The 18,753-nt window shown below is 39.3% G+C and carries 17 protein-coding genes and 1 riboswitch; of the genes, 2 read left to right on the forward strand and 15 right to left on the reverse strand.

What is annotated here, in order from left to right; all coding sequences use genetic code 11:
* Positions 1–265: 265 nt before the first annotated feature.
* From ABIE66_RS17380 to ABIE66_RS17415, 8 genes are all read right to left on the reverse strand, one after another.
* Positions 266–841: a genetic competence negative regulator gene (locus ABIE66_RS17380; protein WP_289325628.1), complete on the reverse strand. Its 576-nt coding sequence runs from the start codon at positions 839–841 to the stop codon at positions 266–268.
* A gap of 88 nt (positions 842–929) precedes the next feature.
* Positions 930–1,823, reverse strand: coding sequence for a MerR family transcriptional regulator (locus ABIE66_RS17385; RefSeq protein ID WP_370015707.1), 894 nt, complete (start codon positions 1,821–1,823; stop codon positions 930–932).
* 98 nt (positions 1,824–1,921) lie between these two features.
* Positions 1,922–2,737, reverse strand: coding sequence for a metallophosphoesterase (locus tag ABIE66_RS17390; RefSeq protein WP_289327343.1), 816 nt, complete (start codon positions 2,735–2,737; stop codon positions 1,922–1,924).
* Positions 2,738–2,834: 97 nt separating this feature from the next.
* A complete protein-coding gene (locus tag ABIE66_RS17395) occupies positions 2,835–3,293 on the reverse strand; it encodes a YpbF family protein (protein WP_370015708.1) in 459 nt (152 codons plus the stop codon).
* Between the two features lie 367 nt (positions 3,294–3,660).
* Positions 3,661–4,449: a LysM peptidoglycan-binding domain-containing protein gene (locus ABIE66_RS17400; protein ID WP_370015710.1), complete on the reverse strand. Its 789-nt coding sequence runs from the start codon at positions 4,447–4,449 to the stop codon at positions 3,661–3,663.
* Entirely contained in the window at positions 4,427–5,053 is a 627-nt protein-coding gene (locus ABIE66_RS17405) for a CPBP family intramembrane glutamic endopeptidase (protein WP_370015711.1), read from the reverse strand. Before ABIE66_RS17405 ends, ABIE66_RS17400 begins: the two co-directional genes overlap by 23 nt.
* Positions 5,043–6,554, reverse strand: a complete 1,512-nt coding sequence (locus ABIE66_RS17410; protein ID WP_289325633.1) for a RecQ family ATP-dependent DNA helicase — start codon at positions 6,552–6,554, stop codon at positions 5,043–5,045. Before ABIE66_RS17410 ends, ABIE66_RS17405 begins: the two co-directional genes overlap by 11 nt.
* Positions 6,554–7,624: a YpbB family protein gene (locus ABIE66_RS17415; protein WP_370015712.1), complete on the reverse strand. Its 1,071-nt coding sequence runs from the start codon at positions 7,622–7,624 to the stop codon at positions 6,554–6,556. The genes ABIE66_RS17410 and ABIE66_RS17415 overlap by 1 nt, the downstream gene beginning before the upstream one ends.
* A 290-nt stretch (positions 7,625–7,914) precedes the next feature.
* Here ABIE66_RS17415 and ABIE66_RS17420 point away from each other — a divergent pair, with 290 nt between their 5' ends.
* Complete coding sequence (locus tag ABIE66_RS17420; protein ID WP_034308087.1) at positions 7,915–8,163, forward strand: ferredoxin; 249 nt, start codon at positions 7,915–7,917, stop codon at positions 8,161–8,163.
* A 136-nt stretch (positions 8,164–8,299) separates the two neighbouring features.
* Here the strand turns inward: ABIE66_RS17420 and ABIE66_RS17425 are convergent, their stop codons facing one another.
* Positions 8,300–8,881, reverse strand: coding sequence for an ECF transporter S component (locus tag ABIE66_RS17425; protein ID WP_289325635.1), 582 nt, complete (start codon positions 8,879–8,881; stop codon positions 8,300–8,302).
* A gap of 165 nt (positions 8,882–9,046) precedes the next feature.
* A riboswitch (FMN riboswitch) is annotated at positions 9,047–9,181 on the reverse strand.
* Positions 9,182–9,501: 320 nt separating this feature from the next.
* On the opposite strand from ABIE66_RS17425, the gene serA reads away from it, so the two are divergent.
* A complete protein-coding gene (gene serA / locus ABIE66_RS17430; RefSeq protein ID WP_289325636.1) occupies positions 9,502–11,076 on the forward strand; it encodes a phosphoglycerate dehydrogenase in 1,575 nt (524 codons plus the stop codon).
* A gap of 80 nt (positions 11,077–11,156) precedes the next feature.
* Here serA and ABIE66_RS17435 read toward each other — a convergent pair whose 3' ends face one another.
* The 6 genes from ABIE66_RS17435 to resB form a co-directional block, all read right to left on the reverse strand.
* A complete protein-coding gene (locus ABIE66_RS17435; protein ID WP_370015714.1) occupies positions 11,157–12,380 on the reverse strand; it encodes a hypothetical protein in 1,224 nt (407 codons plus the stop codon).
* Positions 12,346–12,906, reverse strand: coding sequence for an RNA polymerase sigma factor SigX (sigX, locus tag ABIE66_RS17440; protein WP_370017071.1), 561 nt, complete (start codon positions 12,904–12,906; stop codon positions 12,346–12,348). Before sigX ends, ABIE66_RS17435 begins: the two co-directional genes overlap by 35 nt.
* A 218-nt stretch (positions 12,907–13,124) precedes the next feature.
* Entirely contained in the window at positions 13,125–14,918 is a 1,794-nt protein-coding gene (locus ABIE66_RS17445; protein WP_370017072.1) for an ATP-binding protein, read from the reverse strand.
* Complete coding sequence (locus ABIE66_RS17450; protein ID WP_289325638.1) at positions 14,915–15,631, reverse strand: response regulator transcription factor; 717 nt, start codon at positions 15,629–15,631, stop codon at positions 14,915–14,917. Before ABIE66_RS17450 ends, ABIE66_RS17445 begins: the two co-directional genes overlap by 4 nt.
* A 295-nt stretch (positions 15,632–15,926) precedes the next feature.
* Positions 15,927–17,105, reverse strand: a complete 1,179-nt coding sequence (ccsB, locus tag ABIE66_RS17455; RefSeq protein ID WP_289315792.1) for a c-type cytochrome biogenesis protein CcsB — start codon at positions 17,103–17,105, stop codon at positions 15,927–15,929.
* A complete protein-coding gene (resB, locus tag ABIE66_RS17460) occupies positions 17,098–18,747 on the reverse strand; it encodes a cytochrome c biogenesis protein ResB (RefSeq protein WP_289325640.1) in 1,650 nt (549 codons plus the stop codon). Before resB ends, ccsB begins: the two co-directional genes overlap by 8 nt.
* Between the last annotated feature and the right edge of the window lie 6 nt (positions 18,748–18,753).

Here is an 18,753-nt window from a genome sequence, read left to right on the forward strand (position 1 = left end):
CCTCCTAGGGAAAATCTCATCCATATATAAAATTATAATGTACAAATAGTCCTCTTCATGTGCTAGTATACACCTTCGATATATTTATGCAAGAGTAAAAATGGGAATTTAAAAGTTGGAAATATTCTAAAAATGAAAACGTTATCATATCAACTGTTTTCTTACTATTTTACCGTACATCTTCTCCGGCCAAAAAGGTGAGACAGATAAGGCAAACCGCATTGTTTTTCCATTATGTGGTTGCCTTGTCTCATTCGTATTGCAGCTAACTGAAGTGTGTGATCAAAACATGTATCGCTTCATTCTGGATTATGCATGTTCCATATTCATTGATGCGGCAAAGTGTCAATGTTGATGCATGGCCATACTCAGCCGCTAAAGAGATGACCGTGTCATAGGTCGTGTCTTTAACATTTTCGATAAGTAAATAGTATCTTCCCTCATAATGATAAAGAGTACTTTTAAGCGAACCTTGCAAAGACAATCGATGAGATAATTGGACGATATCTTCAAAATCATTGAAAACATACAGAATATGGGGGAAGTCATCAATTTTCACCTGCAAATCCAAGAATTCCTCTTCGTCTGTCAATAGTTCCTCTTCGTCCTTTGTTACGATGATTATCAATCCCTGTGCAGGCAGGGAAAAAATTTCGATTGCAATGGAACCACTCATTTTAAAGCTGAGTTCTTCGCACGCTTCTTCAACCATATCCTGGAATAACTTGTGGACCTTAAAGGAATTCCCTAAAATATCTTCTTTTGTAATACCTCTATCAATCAAATCATCAAGGGTCAAAAAAATCTTGATTTTATTATTAGTTAATCGCTCCAGCTTCATAAAAAAATGCCCCCTGGTTACCATCTTCATACATCATATGAAGCCTTGGTCGCAGGGTGCATATCCATTATTTCTCCACAGCCGATCGCTAACCTTTCAGCCATTCTTCCCATTTCGATTGCGTGTCCCCCATCAAAACTCCGCTGAAGGCAGTACGTTTCTCTTCGGATATAAGGCTCAGCGCCGCACCTCCAAGACCCACCTTCAAATCCGGGAAATCCTTCATTAACTCCTCAACCAGCCTAAATGTTCTATCGAGATTCTCTTTTAGTGAACATGACATGAATAAGTAAGAGGGTCTTATGATGTTTAAAACGGTAAAAAGATCCTTATCCGCGATGGATTCTCCCAAATAAATGGTTTCATATCCTTTCCGCTTCAAAAAAATGGTAAAGACCAACAGTCCGAATTCATGTTTTTCACCAGGGGCGCAAACGGTAAGGGCTTTCGGAAGAAAACCGTTAGTCGGAATCGTATGCATGACTGAGCTGATCCTGGATTTTAAGATGTTCGAAGCAAAGTGTTCATGAGCGGAAGTAATTTCCCCCCTTTCCCACTTATCCCCTATCTGAACCAATATTGAACCGAGTAGATCAACTATGGTATGTTCGATTGTATACATACTGAATGCTTGGCTTATCAGCATATGGGCTTTATTTTCATTGAAATTTAATAGAGCTTCAATTAATTCATCCGATAACTTAGTCGTTTGTTCATCCTTACGGTTCGTTTCAGGAACTCCAGTCGCCAGATAGCCTGTACTTTCAAGTAGCGAAACGGCTTGGCTTATCGTAAAACCTTGCTCTGTTTTATTGATGAGCCATTTAAGGATTTGCAGATGTTTTTCTGTATACAGCCGGTGCCCTGATTCATTCCTGACAGGTTCGATAAATTTATATCGCCTTTCCCACGCCCTTAGGGTTCCTGGCTGAATGTCTAGCAGTTTTGAAACTGCCTTTATATTATATTTACCTTCTTGCATGGTTTTACAAGGCCTCCAATAACTGTACGATCAATTGTTGAAATTATAGTGGATTTTTTTAAGTCTGTAAAATCTCGATAGGCTCGATTAAAAGCAGCTTAATAGGTCTGCTCCACCGCTTCGCCTATTTTAGTGCATGCCCCCCTTTTCAGGGTGAATAAGTGCGTTTCCGGCTTTGCTTCAAGCCTTAAAGGCACTGTACTTGTCCCATAGCCATTACTCGTCATATACAAACAGTCCCCCTCTTTTTTTATGCTGCCGATCTGATAGGGACCGAATCCAAATATGCGAATCTGCCCTCCATGGGTGTGACCTGACAGAACGAGACTTATATGGTGTTCCGGAGTCAATTGTTTCTTAACCAATGGGTTATGACTCACCAAAATCCGAAAAGCTTCATTCCCGCAATCCGACAACGCAAGATCGAGCCTATCTCGTTCTTCCGTTATATCATCAATGCCCAGAAGAGCGATTTTGCTGCCATTTTGAGACTCAAAAGAAACAGCTGTATTATCAAGGATTTTCACTCCATGTTTCAAAAGGGTTGCATCAAGCTCATGGAAATCCCCTTCATAATCATTATTTCCCCAAACAAAATAAAGGGGGCCAAGTTCTTTTAATTTCAATATATTTTTTTCCACACGTTCCAAGGGAACCCCGTTTTCCCTTATGTCCCCGCCGATGATCACCAGATCAGCCTTGTCACGTGCTCCCTCAATTAATCTATCCGATATGATCCGTCGATGAAGATCAGATATGAAAAAAATCCGAACATCGCCAAACCCTTCAGGAAAGTCATTGAAAAATAAGTCTTGAAAAATCAACCTATCTTGCTTGGCCATACGCCACATGTAAATAATCGTGGCAAATACCAGCAGAATGATGACTAAAAATAATCCAGATACCAATAACATCTTTCGTAAACCTTCTTTCCATCCTAATCCCAAGAGTTATCTTCATATAACCATAAAACCATATTACTCGCAATTAAATATGATTTAACGCGATCATTCATTTATTTTCATGATATAAGTTAATATCATAATTCTTCTTCATCATTTCAAAAACCTTATGGCGACTTTTCCATTCTTCCTCTTTTTCCCATAACTGCTTACTTTTATTAATAATTTCACAGCGAAGCAACTGAAACTCCTTTTCTGCTTTATCGAGCTTTTTTTTAATTAATATCATATATCCATATAGCCCTATGGCTGCCGCCAAAAAAAGGAAATGGCTAAAATGGTCGACGAAAACACTAAACATACTGAAAAAGGAATAAGAATAAGGTACAACGATATAAAAATAAAGATAAACCAAAAAAAGGGTAGCAACAATCATGGTTGCCCATAAGCTTTGAAGGTGTTTCCTTTTAAGAGCCTCGAACTTTTTTTTTCGATCCACGACATTCTGCAGCATTTGTTTAGTTGCTTGATCCGTTTTTTCATCCAATAAAATGATTGTAGATTCCATCGCATTTCCTCCTCTACTCTTTCAAATCATGATATGAAAGAGTAGTGGAAAAAATGATAAAGTACCTGTCATGTTTGGCTTCATACTGAACCAAGTTGAACAATATTAAAAATACCCTGCCTATAAAGACAGGGTCAGACTGGAGACAAACTCGATAATAATTGAGTTTGTCTCCAGTTTTTTTAGGTTTTTAAAATTTGAATGTTGATTTCCACTTCAGGCACTCGCTTTCCGCGTCCAAGGGAGTCTCGTACCTTCCGTTCCAATCAACTTTGTTTTAACATTAAGGTAGAACTCCTTTTGCCTAAAGTCTTTTTTGTTTTGAAATAGAAGGATTTAAACTTGATGTTTTCTAAAGGTGCCATCATTATTTCTTGATCGGAATTTTCAAAACCTGACCTCTGGAAATTTCATTGCCATTCAGACCATTCCACTCCCTGATCAGAGCAATGCCTTCCTGTGATTTGTAGTAATTCATGGAAATTCGGAATAATGTTTCCTCACCTTGAACAGTATGTAAGACAACCTTGTATTCCTCTTTATCCGATTTCGCCGCTTGAACTCTTTCGGCTGCCCTTTTCTTTTCTGCCGCTTCAGCCTTTGCTTTTTCGTCAGCTATTTGCTGTGCTTTGGCTTTTTCTTCGGCTTCTTGCTGTGCTTTAGCTTTTTCTTCGGCCTCTTGCTGTGCTTTGGCTTTTTCTTCGGCCTCTTGCTGTGCTTTAGCTTTTTGTTCGGCCTCTTGCTGTGCTTTAGCTTTTTGTTCGGCTTTTCTCTTTTCTTCTTCCTCTGCTTTAGCCTCAGCTACTTCTTTTTCTTTCTTTTCCTTTAAATCCTCTGCCGTTGCTGTAGTAGGGATCGCTTCTTTATCTTCCTTATTTTCTTCAAAGACGACTGGGTCACTTTTTGGATCATGTACAGGGAAAGGTTTTTCCTGAAAATATGTATAAAGGCTGTAAAATCCAATTGGAAGCAAAATAAAAAACAATGCTAATAATTGTATCATTGGAAACTTAATCTTCACTTTACTTTTTTTCTTTTTATTCTGGTGAACTTTGCTGCGCTTTGGCAATGATGACTTAGCCTTATGACGTTCAATTCGCGAACGAAGTTCACCAGCCTGATCGTTTTCCTTTTCACTCTTCTGCACTCGACTCATTAAAGTCACCCCCTTTCTTGCTCAACCCTCTTTGCTTTTTGCTCTTGATTAAAATACCTAGGATAAAGTCAATCAAAAAGTGTGCCGTAATCGTCACCAGGATATTATTGGTCATTTCAAAGAGAAAACCGATAAAGAAGCTCAAAACCAAAACATTTAAAAATAAAAACCAATTAAAAAGGTAACGATAATGAACAGCTGCAAAAATGAGGCTCGTAAGAAGCAAGCCAAAATGTGTTTGCAACACTCCACGAAATAATAACTCTTCACTTATCGCTACCACTAAAGCAACGACAAAAATCATCGGGTATGACAAATTACTGAAAATGCGTTCGTTAATACCACCATCATCCTGATAGGAAGATGGTGTCACTTTCATAAAGAAAATGTCAAATAACACGACAATGACTCCAGCGGGAATTCCAATCAGCAAAATGTTCAGGTCATCAAAGATAAATAAGTCGAAAAAAGCAGAACGGTCTTTAAATAAAATAATACCTAAAAAAATGGATAACGTTAAGAGAATAATTTGTGTAAGAAACAAATTATTTAGCAACTGTTTATCTGTTAGTTGTTTAATTATTTCAGCTTGCTTATTTTTCATTCCCATTTTCCTTCTTTAATAAGATAAAAGCCAATTCCTCTTTCCACGTTGAATAGGAATTAACCGGATCCACCTTGACTTCCGGCCATACATCAGCCATTTTCTCGGCATCCATACCACAGATATCACAGCAAATGGGGTTCACTTCCCGCTGCTTTTCTTCAAAATAGTCCAATATACCTGAACGGCGACATTCGTTTGCTTGTATCCAAATAAGGAAATTATTAAGCTTTTCTTGATTCCCGGATTTCCTCTTTTGACAATACTCTTTCATCTCTGCCACTTGATATAAAGGATCTTTATTTCCTGTAATGAACTGGGTAAAAAAACGAAGCTGGATTTCGTTCAACGAAAAAGATTGAGACAGCTGTTCTTTTTCTGATAGGGTCAAATTCGCCGGAATCTGTTGTGAAGCATTAAGGAAAGAGCAAACACCATCGATTTGCATATCCGTAGGCAACTGTTGCTCCATCAGATGCAGGGGAAGCCCTTCATCCCCGTCACTATATAATAAGACAGCCACACTTTGCTTCCTATCTCGTCCCGCCCTGCCTATCTCCTGAAGATAAGCTTCCATCGTGGATGGCATATGAAAATGGATAACGTACCTGACATCGGATTTATTTACACCCATGCCAAAAGCACTCGTTGCACATATAATTTTCAACTGACCGGAAATGAATTGCTGCTGAATGAGCATCCTTTGTTCCTGTTCCATGCCACCGTGATAATAATTGACGCTCTCTATCCCGTTTTCCTGTAAAAACCCAGTGACCGATTCCGCCAATTTTTTAGAGGAAAAATAAATAATTCCGCTACCTGTAAATTTCCTGACAAGCTCCAGTACACGGGATAGTTTCTCTTCGTAGCTGAACTTGCGCTCTACAATTATTGCAATATTATCGCGGTCAACAGATGAGACGGTTTCCTTGGCTTGTCCAATGTTGAGTTTACCAATGATATCCCTTCTGACTTCAGTGGTTGCAGTTGCTGTCAGGGCAAGAGTCAATGGATTGTTCAATTCACGCCTCACTTCTCCTAAATTCAAATAATCCGGTCGGAAATCATATCCCCATTGTGAGATGCAGTGTGCTTCATCGATGACGAATAGACCTATTTCTATGGATTTCAAGGATTTTATCACAGTCTCCAGGCTCAGCATTTCAGGAGATAAAAAGATAAAACGATAACTATGTAACCGGTCGAAAGCTTTCCTTTTTTGATTTAGATTCAAAAAAGAATTGAGGGTCAAAACACTTTTTTCGCCACTCATCTTGAGCTGATCTGCCTGATCCTGCATTAATGATAATAATGGGGAGACAATTAGGACAGTCTTATTCAAAAGATAGGCCGGCAACTGGTAACATAATGATTTACCGGATCCGGTTGGCAGCATCGCTAAAGTATGACGGCCGGACATCAATGATTCAACCACTTCTTTTTGTCCGGGACGGAATTCATCAAATCCGAATTTTTCTTTGAGGACTCGTTCTATATTCATCATCCATCACCTAATTTCGCAAGTACAAGCCGTATTTGGAAAAAGCTTATCTGTTTATTATCGACCATATTCTTGATTGCTTTAAGCTTTTTCGTACCAAGTTCCTTAATAGCAGCAGCAATTTCTCTCTCATCCTCGATAGACACATAATCGGATATTGGAAAACCTTTATCCGATAGGACAATTTCAACGAGGTGATCTTCAATGGTGTTGACTTTCAATCGGCGGATTTCAGCTATTTCCCCCAGGTTTTTCCCTGCCTGTATGTACCGTAAAGTAGTCTGTGTAGATTGTGTCAAATGAGGATTCTCACTCTTTTGCCAATCATTGGTTAACGAGGACAAAAGGGGGTATTCCGTTCCCGTTCCCGTATCCATTTCTGAAAGCATTTGATGCAACGAGTCAAGAAATGTAAAGCGAACATATTGTTCTTCTACATCTTTCCTTTTGGCAATCTGTTCAAACGTAAGCCCAATCCTATTTACCCCAGTTAATTTCAAAATGAAAATGTCTCGTTTCAAATCACTTTGACTTTCTAAAAGGGAAATCAGTTCTTCATATAGATGTTGAGCAATCAACACTCGGTCCTGACGATTGGCATGTAAGAATTCCTTCACGAAATATTGGATTTTCGGATTTCGTTGTATCGGATAAAAACGTCTTTCATTGTGGACAATATGGGATATGGTTTGAATGAGCAAGTTTAACCTTCCCCAGAAAACCGGGGTGATATTGTGATACTTCCAACCATTTATATACGTCGGAAAAGGATTATTATTAAAGTAATCGACTAACATTCCCTCTCCTTGCAGACTAATTTCATATGCATCTGATTTATCCGTTAAATTAATGTAGTCATGCTTAAGGAACTGTTCAATGTTTTGATTCAATTGCTGACGTGTAAACCGAGGTATTGTCCCAAATATATTCGTTAACCCGAATAAATGGGCATCCTGGATTGTTTGTGACGACTTCTTTCCCTGTAGCATATGGTATATAGCATAAATGGAACGTTCGCCTTGAAATTTTTTTATCGCATATAGAATGATTGCCTGTAGATAATTATTCATGGGACTCACATCCTTGTTTCATTTAACCAATAAACCCATTGTAACAAATATCTGCAAAAATCGCCGTTATTATTGATGAATACAAGGAAAATTATGTGACTAAATGACGAACCATGGTAGGACCCAAGTTAATTATTACGATGTTTTTCGTTGACATTCTACTACATGATAGTTATTATCAATACAATTTCTATTGAAAAGTTTGGCATTCGGTCTTACAATAAGAAAGAGATAATAATCTGAAATAAAAAGATTATCAGTTGTTAATCAACTTAGGAGGGGTTATATTCATGGCTAAATTTACTATTGTGGATAAAGAAACATGCATCGCTTGTGGTGCTTGTGGAGCAGCAGCACCAGATATATATGATTATGATGACGAAGGGATTGCATTTGTTACCCTTGACGATAATGAGGGAATCGTTGAAATTCCAGATGTACTAATAGATGATATGATGGATGCATTTGAAGGATGTCCAACGGATTCTATTAAAGTTGCTGACGAGGCATTTGACGGGGATGCACTAAAATTCGAATAAAGGTACAAGCCATTTTCAATCGAGAATGGCTTTTTCTTTTGGCCAATGTCGCTTACACATTCCCATACCAATGACATAAAAAAACAACCGGATATGTATATCCGGTTGTTTTTTTATATTTCTATCGTCAATGCCGTTAAGCATTTTTATATAATATTTGCTTATTGATCCATGTCTGTAATTTAATGAACAATAACATGAATACAGATGTGATGAGCACGCCTTTAATCACGTTGAAAGGCAAGATTGCCGTCGTGACGAACTTTCTCGACTCGGGTGCCGACATTGCATCCGCTCCCATAAAGAAGGTATAAGCCGGTAAAAAGACAAAATAGTTTAAAACACTCATAAATACCGCCATGGAAACTGTACCCGCAAGTAAAGCGAACGTCATCCCTTTTTTTGAATTGATTTTATTAAATACATAATAAGTCGGCAAGACGAACAGTATTCCCGCAACAAAGTTAGCGATATGTCCCACTGGTACAGCAGTCAAGGTCCCTGTCATGACAAAATCCAATAGGTTTTTAAGGAATTCAACTAGAATCCCGGCCATCGGTCCGAAAATCAATGCCGCCATCAGTGCTGGTATGTCGCTAAAATCAACACTCAGAAAAGGTGGAAATCCTGGGAACGGAAAATTTAAAAGCATCAATAAATAAGAAATGCTTCCCATCATGGCCAGTGTGACCATTTTTTTCACTTTGTTCTTTTTCATAGTTCTCTCTCCTTCTTTTCCGATCTACCTGAAAAAGAGGTTAGGGTTCCTTAATCATGTTGATGCTCAATAAAAAACCTTTAATTCCAATAGAATTAAAGGGATAAATTAAAGGTTACATCAAACAAACGTTCAGCAAATAACTGTTGAAACGCACTCAGGAACCTCCATCTTCTCCCATCCAGACTATACTGTCGGCTTTGGAATCACACCAAATCCTGCCCATAAGGCTCGCGGGCTTAGAAGAGAATTTCCTTCATCACCGCCGGTGGGGAATTACACCCCGCCCCGAAGATAGACCTATAAAATTTTGTTTTATCTTTCCCATTATATCCGAAATTCCTTTTTTGTGATAGCATTTTTTCTCAGTTGATACATTTAGGACTATAAATCACTTAAAAGAAAAATCGGATACACAAAATTATCATAATGAAAATATTTTTTCTTTTAAGGCAATCGATGTTGAAGCCATTAATAGTGCGGCATTAAACATACGATCCAAATGTAATTATTGTTTTAAGCGCTTACAATCAGTGAAGCCAAATTGACACAATTGGCATTTAAATTGTAAAATTAACTGAAATTTAAGATAATTCTTTTCCCTAGGAAGGTGTTTAGACGTGTATCGGATTTTAGTAGCAGATGCCATCAAACCAGAAGGACTCGGACCGCTATCAGAGGCTTCCAATATTCACCTTATTCAGAAGACAGTAGAGGAAGCGGAAAACGAACTTGATCAGATTGATGCAATACTTGTAAGAAGTGCAACGAAGGTTACGGAAGATTTAATGAACCGTATGCCGCAGTTGAAAATTATAGCACGCGCTGGTGTCGGCGTCGATAACATAGACATCCCCGCTGCGACAAAACGTGGGATTGTCGTGGTTAATGCTCCTGACGGCAATACCATTTCAACTGCAGAACATACATTTGCCATGATGGCTTCTTTAATGCGCCATATTCCGCAAGCTTATGCTTCACTGAAGAATGGGGAATGGAAACGTTCTTCATATACTGGAACGGAACTTCGCGGCAAAGTATTAGGTATAGTTGGATTTGGACGTATCGGAGGGGAAATTGCCAAACGTGCTAAAGTGTTTGGGATGGATGTAATTGTCTATGATCCGTTCCTGACTGCTGATCGTGCAAAGAAAATGGCCGTAACGTCCCTGCCGTTAAATGAATTGCTTCCTAAAGCAGATATCATTACTGTACATACTCCACTAACGAATGAAACTAGAGGTTTAATCAATAAAGAAAAACTGCTTACCTGTAAAAAAGGAGTTTATGTACTGAACTGCGCACGTGGTGGAATTCTAGACGAAGATGATTTATATGAAATGATAGTTGAAGGACATGTTGCAGGGGCGGCGCTGGATGTTTTCGTGGAAGAACCTCCACTTGGCCATAAACTGCTTGAATTGGATAGCGTCATTGCTACACCTCATCTAGGTGCATCTACGAAAGAGGCCCAATTAAATGTAGCCGTACAGGTTGCCCAAGAAGTTTTGACCTATTTCGAAGGAAATCCAGTTTCCAGTTCAATCAACCTTCCAGCGATTTCTAAAGAAGTGTTTGAAAAGGTACAGCCATTCTATCAACTTGTTCAGCAAATGGGATCCATTGCTTCTCAGTGCATGAATGAAGGGATTCAGGAAATCTCCGTTACGTATGCAGGAGAGTCATTGGACTTCGATACAGCGATTCTGACAAAAAGTCTAATCTCAGGCTTCTTCAAATCAAGGGTTGATGCATCAGTCAATGAGGTGAATGCCTTGCTGGTCGCAAAAGAGCGTGGCATTACAGTTGGTGAAAAAATCTCAACGGACTCTTTAGGATACTCTAACTTGATCAGCCTTAAAATAAAAGGTGACAACCGCGAATTAACAATAAGTGGAACTTATATCGAAAATTACGGTTCTCGAATTGTAAGCTTGAATGGTTTCAAAATCGACTTTCATCCGGAATCGAATTTACTTTATATCCAGCATACCGATAAACCTGGTGTAATCGGTAACGTAGGTAAGGTTCTTGGTGATCACGGAGTGAATATCGCCACCATGCAGGTAGGCCGAAAAGAAGCTGGTGGGGAAGCAATCATGGTTTTAAGCTTTGATGAACCATTGGCAGACAACATGAAACAATTTTTAATGGAAACAGAAGAAATTACATTCATGGCCCGTATTTCATTATAAGAAGAAAAAAGTGCCCGTCAGCGCGGGCACTTTTTTTAAATGTATAGAGCACCCCTCCATCATTTAGCCCGTCCCCTGCATCAATTCACTAGGTTCGGTGCTTTGGGCACCCATATGTCTTCAGTTAAATTCAACTGGCCGACCTCTTCAATTGGTGCATTTTCAAACTTCACTTTTTCAAAACCAAAATCCTTAGCAATGAAGAGTATGGCTTCTAAAGCTTGAAGGGATTCCTCACTATTTTCTATAGCTGCTTGATCTGACAATTGAATGGACACAAGATCTCCTTTTGAACGTATACTTTCCCATTTAAGGTCATCCGGGATTGCAGGTGAAATCCCCTCCATGTCCGGCTCCCCTTTTCCAGCTTGAAGTGCCTCTTCAATGTCCCGATAATCCATATTGCTTGGAACTAGGAACCTTGGAGAGGATTCATCTCTTTGGTAAAGTAGGTATGTGCGTTTTTGTTGATGAGGTATATCCGCCTCCTTTAAAAATCCCTTATTGGCAAACATTGCCCCTTGCTTACCACCTGTAGAAAAAGTCATCTTCTCTATATCATTATAGGAAAGCGTTTCTTCCATCGAATGGAGAAAAAGAGTATCCTCTTTCAATAATCGGCTGTTTTCTCGAAACTCAATATGAGCAGTGGTCATATCGTTTCCTTGGTTAATCTTTATATCAAGCGGAAAATAGTCAGATAGCCCATATTGCTCTTCATCGATATTGGACATTTGATTCGTTAACCGATTCAGTGTATCCGCTTTGTCATAATGTTTGAGTTTAATTGATATGGGAACGATGAAATTCATTTGATCATCAGGTACGCCCATGGTAATGACCGATGCATTTTTAAGGTCGTCTTGATAAATCGCATGTGCAAAAGTTTTTTCCTTTTCCCCTGTTAGAGGTTCTATTTCTGAAACCTCGTCTTTAGATTCAATCTCCGCTTGCTTACTCAAAAACTCTTGATTACCCTGTTTATCTTCTGAGGTATTTTCTTTGATATTTGCATTTTGCCGTTCCTGATCTGCCATTTCCTTATTTTCGGATATGGATAATTTCCCATTACCGCTGCTGTCCTCTTCCCTTGTAGTTCCCTTGTTTCCAATAATTAACGATGACGCCAAAACAACCATTAAGAATAAGGAGGCCACACCCGCAATTAGAGGTATCCAGTGTTTCTTTCTTTTTTTATCATGTATTCTCGCATACACCTCTGCCTTGGTTCGGTCATCTTTTAATTTCGGAAGCCCGCGTAGCATGTCTTCAATTTCGTTTTCTTTCCAACGGGATCTTCTCATTGCGGTGGCCCTCCTTTCCTGATAAATCTTCCATCAATTTTTTGATTGCCTTTAAAGCACGGTGCTGGGTCGTTTTTACCTTACTTTCACTCCAATTTAATATTTCTGCAGTTTCCGTAATGGACATGCCCTGAATGTACCTTAAAATGATGACGGATCTTTGATCGACGGTACATCTGTTTAAACATTGATAAATATCTTGGATATCATCGTTCATGATGGCCACTTCTTCCGGAATGGGCTGAGTATCTTTAATCAATTGCCTATCCCAATCAAAGTTAGGAAAGATTTTGTCTTTCCACCCTTTTTGTTTCCGAAAATAATCAATCGTCACATTTCTGGCAATCGAATAAATCCACGTTTTTTCACTGCTTTTTCCTTCGAAGCGTTCATAAGCCTTCATAACCCGGATATAGACCTCCTGAACAAGGTCCTCTGCCGTTTCTCGATTTTTAGTCATATAAAAAATGAATTGATAAACTTCCTGATGATATTTTTCATATAGATCGTGGAAAACGGAATCCATCATTTCCCCACATCCGTTCATAAATATAGTCGTCATTCCTCAATAAAAGTTACATACTTCGGCTTTAATCTTAATATAAAATTCCGTCAATTTCCACATGTCCGGAACTTCTTATCTTGTTCGCTAAAAAAAACAAAGACAAGTTGGAAATGAATCCAATTGCCTTTGTCTTCACAGTTCCCTATGAAACAAGATTTTTTTGGAAAGCTGTCCGTCATTCAATCGGCATTTTCCATAATTCGAGGCAGGATAAAACTGAACGTTGTCCCTTTATTAGGTAAACTGTTTACCGAAATGTAGCCATCATGGGCATTGATTATATTTTTTACGATGGCCAAACCCAATCCGGTACCTGATCGGCCGCGGGTCCTTGCCTTATCCGCTTTATAAAACCTCTCAAATACAAAAGGTAAATCTTCTTCGGGAATACCAGATCCAGAGTCCCTCACATCAATGATCAGACCTCTTCGATCACTTGTCCTCTGAATGACATCAATGTTCCCGCCTGGAGGAGTATGACGAATCGCATTATCAATTAAATTAGTCAAAACCTGTTCAATACGGTCAGGATCAAAATGCCATTCAATTTCATTGTCTTGAAGACTGACTGATATTGTAATCCCTTTTTCTTTGGCTAGCCCGGAAAACTTACTTGTAATCCTCTTTAAATAAGGTGAAATTGGTACATGTTCAAAGCTAAGGTTCATTTTTCCCGATTCCAATTTAGCCAGATCGAGCAGATCATTGACTAAACGTCCCATTCTCAAAGACTCATCATAGATGATGCGGGCCATCTCCAGCTTTTCCTCTTCACTGCCCGCAATATCATCAACGATCGCTTCACTATATCCTTGCAGCATTGAAATGGGCGTTCTTAATTCATGGGAGACATTGGCTATGAAATCCGTCCTAAGTTTGTCCATACGTCTTTCATCACTCATATCCCGTATGATGGCCACCGCTCCCCGAATATTGTCGGCATTTGTATATAGCGGGCTGACAATGAATCCCCAATCTCGGCCCTGCAAGGTAATTTCCCCGACTTGCTCCTTATCGAAGGACTCTGATTCATCAAAAAGATTCATCAAAACCAAGGGGACATTCACGTTATCTTCCCGGTTATTGCCTTTTTCAAAGTACCAGGATTGGAGAAACCTTTCCGCTGGCGGATTCGTTTCAAGGATTGTGCCATCTTTATTGAAGGTAATGACCCCATCAGCCATACTGCTAAGAATGCTTGAGAGATGTTCCTTTTCCTGACTGAGTGCATTCATATTGAATTTCAGCTGCTTCCTCATCTGATTAAACGCTATGGCCAACTCACCGATCTCATCTTGAGTCAAGATTGGAACCTTTGTATCAAATTTCCCCCGGGCAATCGCCAGTGCGGCTTCCCTCATCTTCACCAATGGGGCATTGATTCTTGTAGATAAAAAGAAAGCAAAAATCGTTGTCAAAATAATGGCGATGCCCGCTGCCAATAAAATGAACTGTGTAGTGGATTTTGTGGTTTCTTCCATGGACTCCAATGATTGAAATAAGAAAACTTCATCCTGTTCCCCATTCAATTCAAGTGGAATCCCAACAACGATTGCGGATAATTCCTCTTTACCCGGATCATGGGATAGCGCCATTTCCTTTTTTACAGTCTTTCTTTCGGTAAAAACCTTGAGCAATTCAGGATCATTCTTAATGGATTCCGGCGTGATTTCAAACTCCTTATCTCCTCCAATGGATGAGAAAATCATTTTGTCATCGTTTAGAATGATCATTTTCGTTTCGTTTCCTATTAATTCCGAAGCTATTTGTAAAACCTCATTGTTAGATCCCTGATGGTCATTTGTTACCTTAATGATTTGTTCGGCCGTTTTGGTTAAATCATTTTCAATATTTTCAATTTGGAAATTCTCAAAGAATTCGACCAGCAGAACGGTTAAAACGATTAATACGAATGACACGAGCAATAGGATCGTTGCCCATAGCTTCCCTACGACACTGCCCCACAGCATCAGTCATTAACGACTTCGAACTTGTAACCTACACCCCAAACAGTGACAATCATCTTGGCTGCGTTTTCGGATATGCGGTTTAATTTTTCACGTAAGCGTTTAACATGCGTGTCAACAGTTCGAAGATCTCCAAAGAATTCATAATGCCACACTTCTTTTAACAATTGCTCCCGATCGAAAACTTTATCTGGGGATTTAGCTAAGAAATATAATAATTCATATTCTTTTGGTGTTAATGAAACCTCTTTGTTATCAGCAAGTACACGGTGGGCATCATTATCAATGGTTAGATGCGAGAAGACGATCACATCTTTTGCCGTCGTTTCCGTCTGCATGTAACCCGTGCTTGAGGAGCGGCGCAATAAAGCTTTAACCCTTAACACGACTTCACGGGGACTGAACGGCTTTACGATATAATCATCGGTCCCCACTTCGAACCCTTGAACGCGGTTCACTTCTTCCCCTTTAGCAGTCAGCATGATAATAGGTGTCGTCTTCTTCTCCCTTAATTCACGGCAAACTTCGATTCCATCTTTACCAGGCATCATAATATCCAATAAAATTAAATCATAATCATTTTCAAGGGCTTTTGTTAAAGCCACATCTCCATTTTCAGCTTCATCAATTATATAATCTTCTCTTTCCAAATACATCTTTAACAGCCGGCGGATTCTTTCCTCATCATCCACCACGAGAATTTTAATAGCGTTATACATTATGTAATCAGCCTCCTATCATTTATTCTACAAAATGAAAACTTCCCTGACTAATAATTTTTCCTTCCAAAGTACGATAATGAGCCAATTTCGCATGGCTTTTATGGACCTTTCACCATATTGTCACAAAAAAAGACCTCACCCGTTTCCTCTGTGAATTCATAGTGGGTATTTCACTGAAATATCATATATAAAGTGAGGACGGAAAAAGGGATCATTCTCTAGAAAAATCGACAAGCCAACCCTCGACGTTTCTATCAAAAGACCCCCTTCATCTAATTATTACAATACAGAATCAAGCATATGAATGCAAACCAGCAATAACAAGATTAACAAATATCAAGTTAAATATCATTATGGCAAAACCGATGACGGCAAGCCATGCTGATTTTTCCCCTTGCCACCCCTTTGACATGCGCAGATGTAAAAAGGCCGCATAAAACAACCAAGTAATCAGAGCCCAGACTTCTTTCGGATCCCAGCCCCAGAATCGTGTCCAGGCCACTTGAGCCCAGATCATTGCAAAAATGAGGGCACCGAGTGTAAAGATCGGAAAACCGATAAGGACTGAACGATAACTAATCTCGTCCAATAAATTCAAATTCACATTTTTAACGATCGGCTTAATCAATGCTGCCACTCTTTTACGGGCAATCAATCTTATTAGACCATACAGGACGAGTCCCATACCGATTGACCAAATGACTGTATTCAGTTTCTTGGCATTGATCAGGGCAGGCATGTTCACCAGTGGTTCAAACCGATCCGTCTCGGTTAGTTCCCCTTCATGGGGACCTACAAGTGCAGGAAGGTTAAATTCTTGCTTAGCTGGCACACCTTTTTTATCGACCCAATCAAAATTCGCCTTATAATCCATGGCGGCAAAAGTAGAAGTGATGATGACGAAACCGATGGTACTGACTAATGTGAACATGATGACTTCAAGCCAAAACGTTCTTTTGCTCGCTTGTGACTGATCGACGAATTTGATTAAATAAATGATGGCTGCAACGAAACTTATCGCAAGGATCGACTGTCCTGCCGCTGCGGTCGTTACATGAATATGAAGCCAATCGCTCTGCAAAGCAGGAATGAGCGGCGAAATTTCTGTAGGGAACATACTTGCGTATGCAATTATCAATAACGCAATCGGTAAAGCGAATAACCCAAGTGCAGGTGTTTTATAAAGGAAATAAATTAGTATGAAAGCACCGACCAGCATCATTCCGAAAAAGGTCGTAAATTCGAACAGGTTACTTACCGGGGCATGGCCAGCAGCAATCCATCTAGTGATGAAATACCCAATTTGCGCAGCGAAACCGAGAATGGTGATGAAAATGCCAAGTTTAGCCCATTTGTTTTGTTTCTTTTCCTCCGCTCCACGTTTATCCTTTATCGATCCCCCAAATAAAAAGGTAGCGATCAGATATGATAAGAAAGCTGCATATAAAAAGTTACTGCTTAATTCAGCCATTTAAAACTTCCCCCTTATTAGAAGATTTCTCCTCCTCAAGTTGATCCGTTGGTTCGCAAAGAGATGTTGATTCTATCGCTTGTCCTATATCTCTTTTAATGCCGTGCCAGTTTTTGTTTGTATGGCCGGCCATTAATATCTCATCATCTTTCCTTTTAATCCATATACGTCGGTGATTCCAATATGAGCCTTGGACAACGCCTATCATGAAAATGATTCCACCAGAGAATAGGATCCAAAGCGTTAAATCCTTCCTAACGGTCAAAGCCGTGACATCTTGGGTTTCCACACCATTAAAGGCCATTTTATATGTATTTTCCCCTAAAGGCTCCACAGTCTCTTTAATCGCTACGAAACTGACTTCACCCTCTGGCTTATCCGGAGTATGCATTTTAAAGATAAATGCTGGATTATTCGGAATCTTCGATATCGTTCTAGGTTCACCTTTTTCATCGAACTCGAAATCAGGGAAGTAACTGATCAAATCAACAGAATAACCTTCATCCAACTCGTATTTCTTTTCAGGATTATTCAAATCAACCTTTAAGCTGCCATATTTCTCTTCGGTTTCTTTATTTATCAAATTAAAAGACATCGTACTGAGCTCATCCAGTTTATAGTCTACTTGGTAGAGGGCATAATGATCATGTTTCAGAGGTTCATTGACTTTGATTTTAAAATCTTTAAGCTTATCAAGGTCCACTTTCTCCCCTGGTATGGTTTCTCCCTTGCGCTCATAGAGCGTTACATCGGATTGATAGGTTTTAGCTATCGTACCGGTTTTATCTATTGCAGCACTGTATTGTTCATCTTCTTCATTTTCTTTGTCATATACCTCTAAGGTAAATTCATTATTCTGGAGGTAGTATTCACCATTTGTACCCGGGATTTCTTTTCTCTCGCCTTCCCGCAGCCAAAGTACTTTGTCAATATACATCCCAGGGACAGAACGCAATAATGCTCCAATTAAGAAAATGATAAGTCCAATATGATTTACATAGGGTCCCCAACGTGAAAAACGACCCTTTTCGGCAAGTATATGACCGTTTTCCTCTCGTATATGATAACGCTGCCTTTTTAGCCTATTCTTTACTTCTTCAAGGTTTACATCTTGATCTTCAAGCTTTGTCACACCAAAAATCCTTTGACGTTTCATGAAACCGTCATGACGTGTGACCCCTTGTTTTTTTAACGATTTATATAAGGGAAAGAACCGATCGATACTGGCAATCAATAGTGATATGCCGAGCATGCCTATGATAATTAAATACCACCATGAACTGTACAAATTATGAAACCCGAGTTCATAATACACCTTTCCGAACCAGCCGTACTCCAGTTCATAATGCTCTGCAGGCGTCGCCGTTGAAGGGATATACATTTCCTGAGGTAAAATCGTCCCGATAGCTGAAGCGACTAAGGCAATGACAATGAGCGTCACCCCTACCTTAACGGAAGAAAAGAAGTTCCATATTTTATCGATGACCGTTTTTTTATATGTTTGTGAACGCCTTGCACTTCCTTCATATCGCATATCAATTAGCTTGTTTTCTTTTTCGTTACCAAGCACCATCCCACATTTCCCACAAATCTTTGTGCCAAATGGATTTACATGACCACAATCGCATTTTACTTCTTTCATGTCAAA

Origin of the sequence: Peribacillus sp. B2I2 (genome assembly GCF_041261685.1) — a bacterium.
In the GTDB taxonomy this organism is placed as follows: Bacteria; Bacillota; Bacilli; order Bacillales; family DSM-1321; genus Peribacillus.

Coding starts and splice junctions, on each gene's coding strand:
- ABIE66_RS17395 (WP_370015708.1), bottom strand. CDS start 3,293: ATGGAATCTACAATCATTTTATTGGATGAAAAAACGGATCAAGCAACT.
- ABIE66_RS17405 (WP_370015711.1), bottom strand. CDS start 5,053: ATGAAAAATAAGCAAGCTGAAATAATTAAACAACTAACAGATAAACAG.
- ABIE66_RS17400 (WP_370015710.1), bottom strand. CDS start 4,449: ATGAGTCGAGTGCAGAAGAGTGAAAAGGAAAACGATCAGGCTGGTGAA.
- ABIE66_RS17415 (WP_370015712.1), bottom strand. CDS start 7,624: ATGAATAATTATCTACAGGCAATCATTCTATATGCGATAAAAAAATTT.
- ccsB (WP_289315792.1), bottom strand. CDS start 17,105: ATGGCTGAATTAAGCAGTAACTTTTTATATGCAGCTTTCTTATCATAT.
- ABIE66_RS17410 (WP_289325633.1), bottom strand. CDS start 6,554: ATGAATATAGAACGAGTCCTCAAAGAAAAATTCGGATTTGATGAATTC.
- ABIE66_RS17450 (WP_289325638.1), bottom strand. CDS start 15,631: ATGTATAACGCTATTAAAATTCTCGTGGTGGATGATGAGGAAAGAATC.
- ABIE66_RS17390 (WP_289327343.1), bottom strand. CDS start 2,737: ATGTTATTGGTATCTGGATTATTTTTAGTCATCATTCTGCTGGTATTT.
- ABIE66_RS17420 (WP_034308087.1), top strand. CDS start 7,915: ATGGCTAAATTTACTATTGTGGATAAAGAAACATGCATCGCTTGTGGT.
- ABIE66_RS17385 (WP_370015707.1), bottom strand. CDS start 1,823: ATGCAAGAAGGTAAATATAATATAAAGGCAGTTTCAAAACTGCTAGAC.
- sigX (WP_370017071.1), bottom strand. CDS start 12,906: ATGGATTCCGTTTTCCACGATCTATATGAAAAATATCATCAGGAAGTT.
- resB (WP_289325640.1), bottom strand. CDS start 18,747: ATGAAAGAAGTAAAATGCGATTGTGGTCATGTAAATCCATTTGGCACA.
- ABIE66_RS17380 (WP_289325628.1), bottom strand. CDS start 841: ATGAAGCTGGAGCGATTAACTAATAATAAAATCAAGATTTTTTTGACC.
- ABIE66_RS17435 (WP_370015714.1), bottom strand. CDS start 12,380: ATGAGAAGATCCCGTTGGAAAGAAAACGAAATTGAAGACATGCTACGC.
- ABIE66_RS17425 (WP_289325635.1), bottom strand. CDS start 8,881: ATGAAAAAGAACAAAGTGAAAAAAATGGTCACACTGGCCATGATGGGA.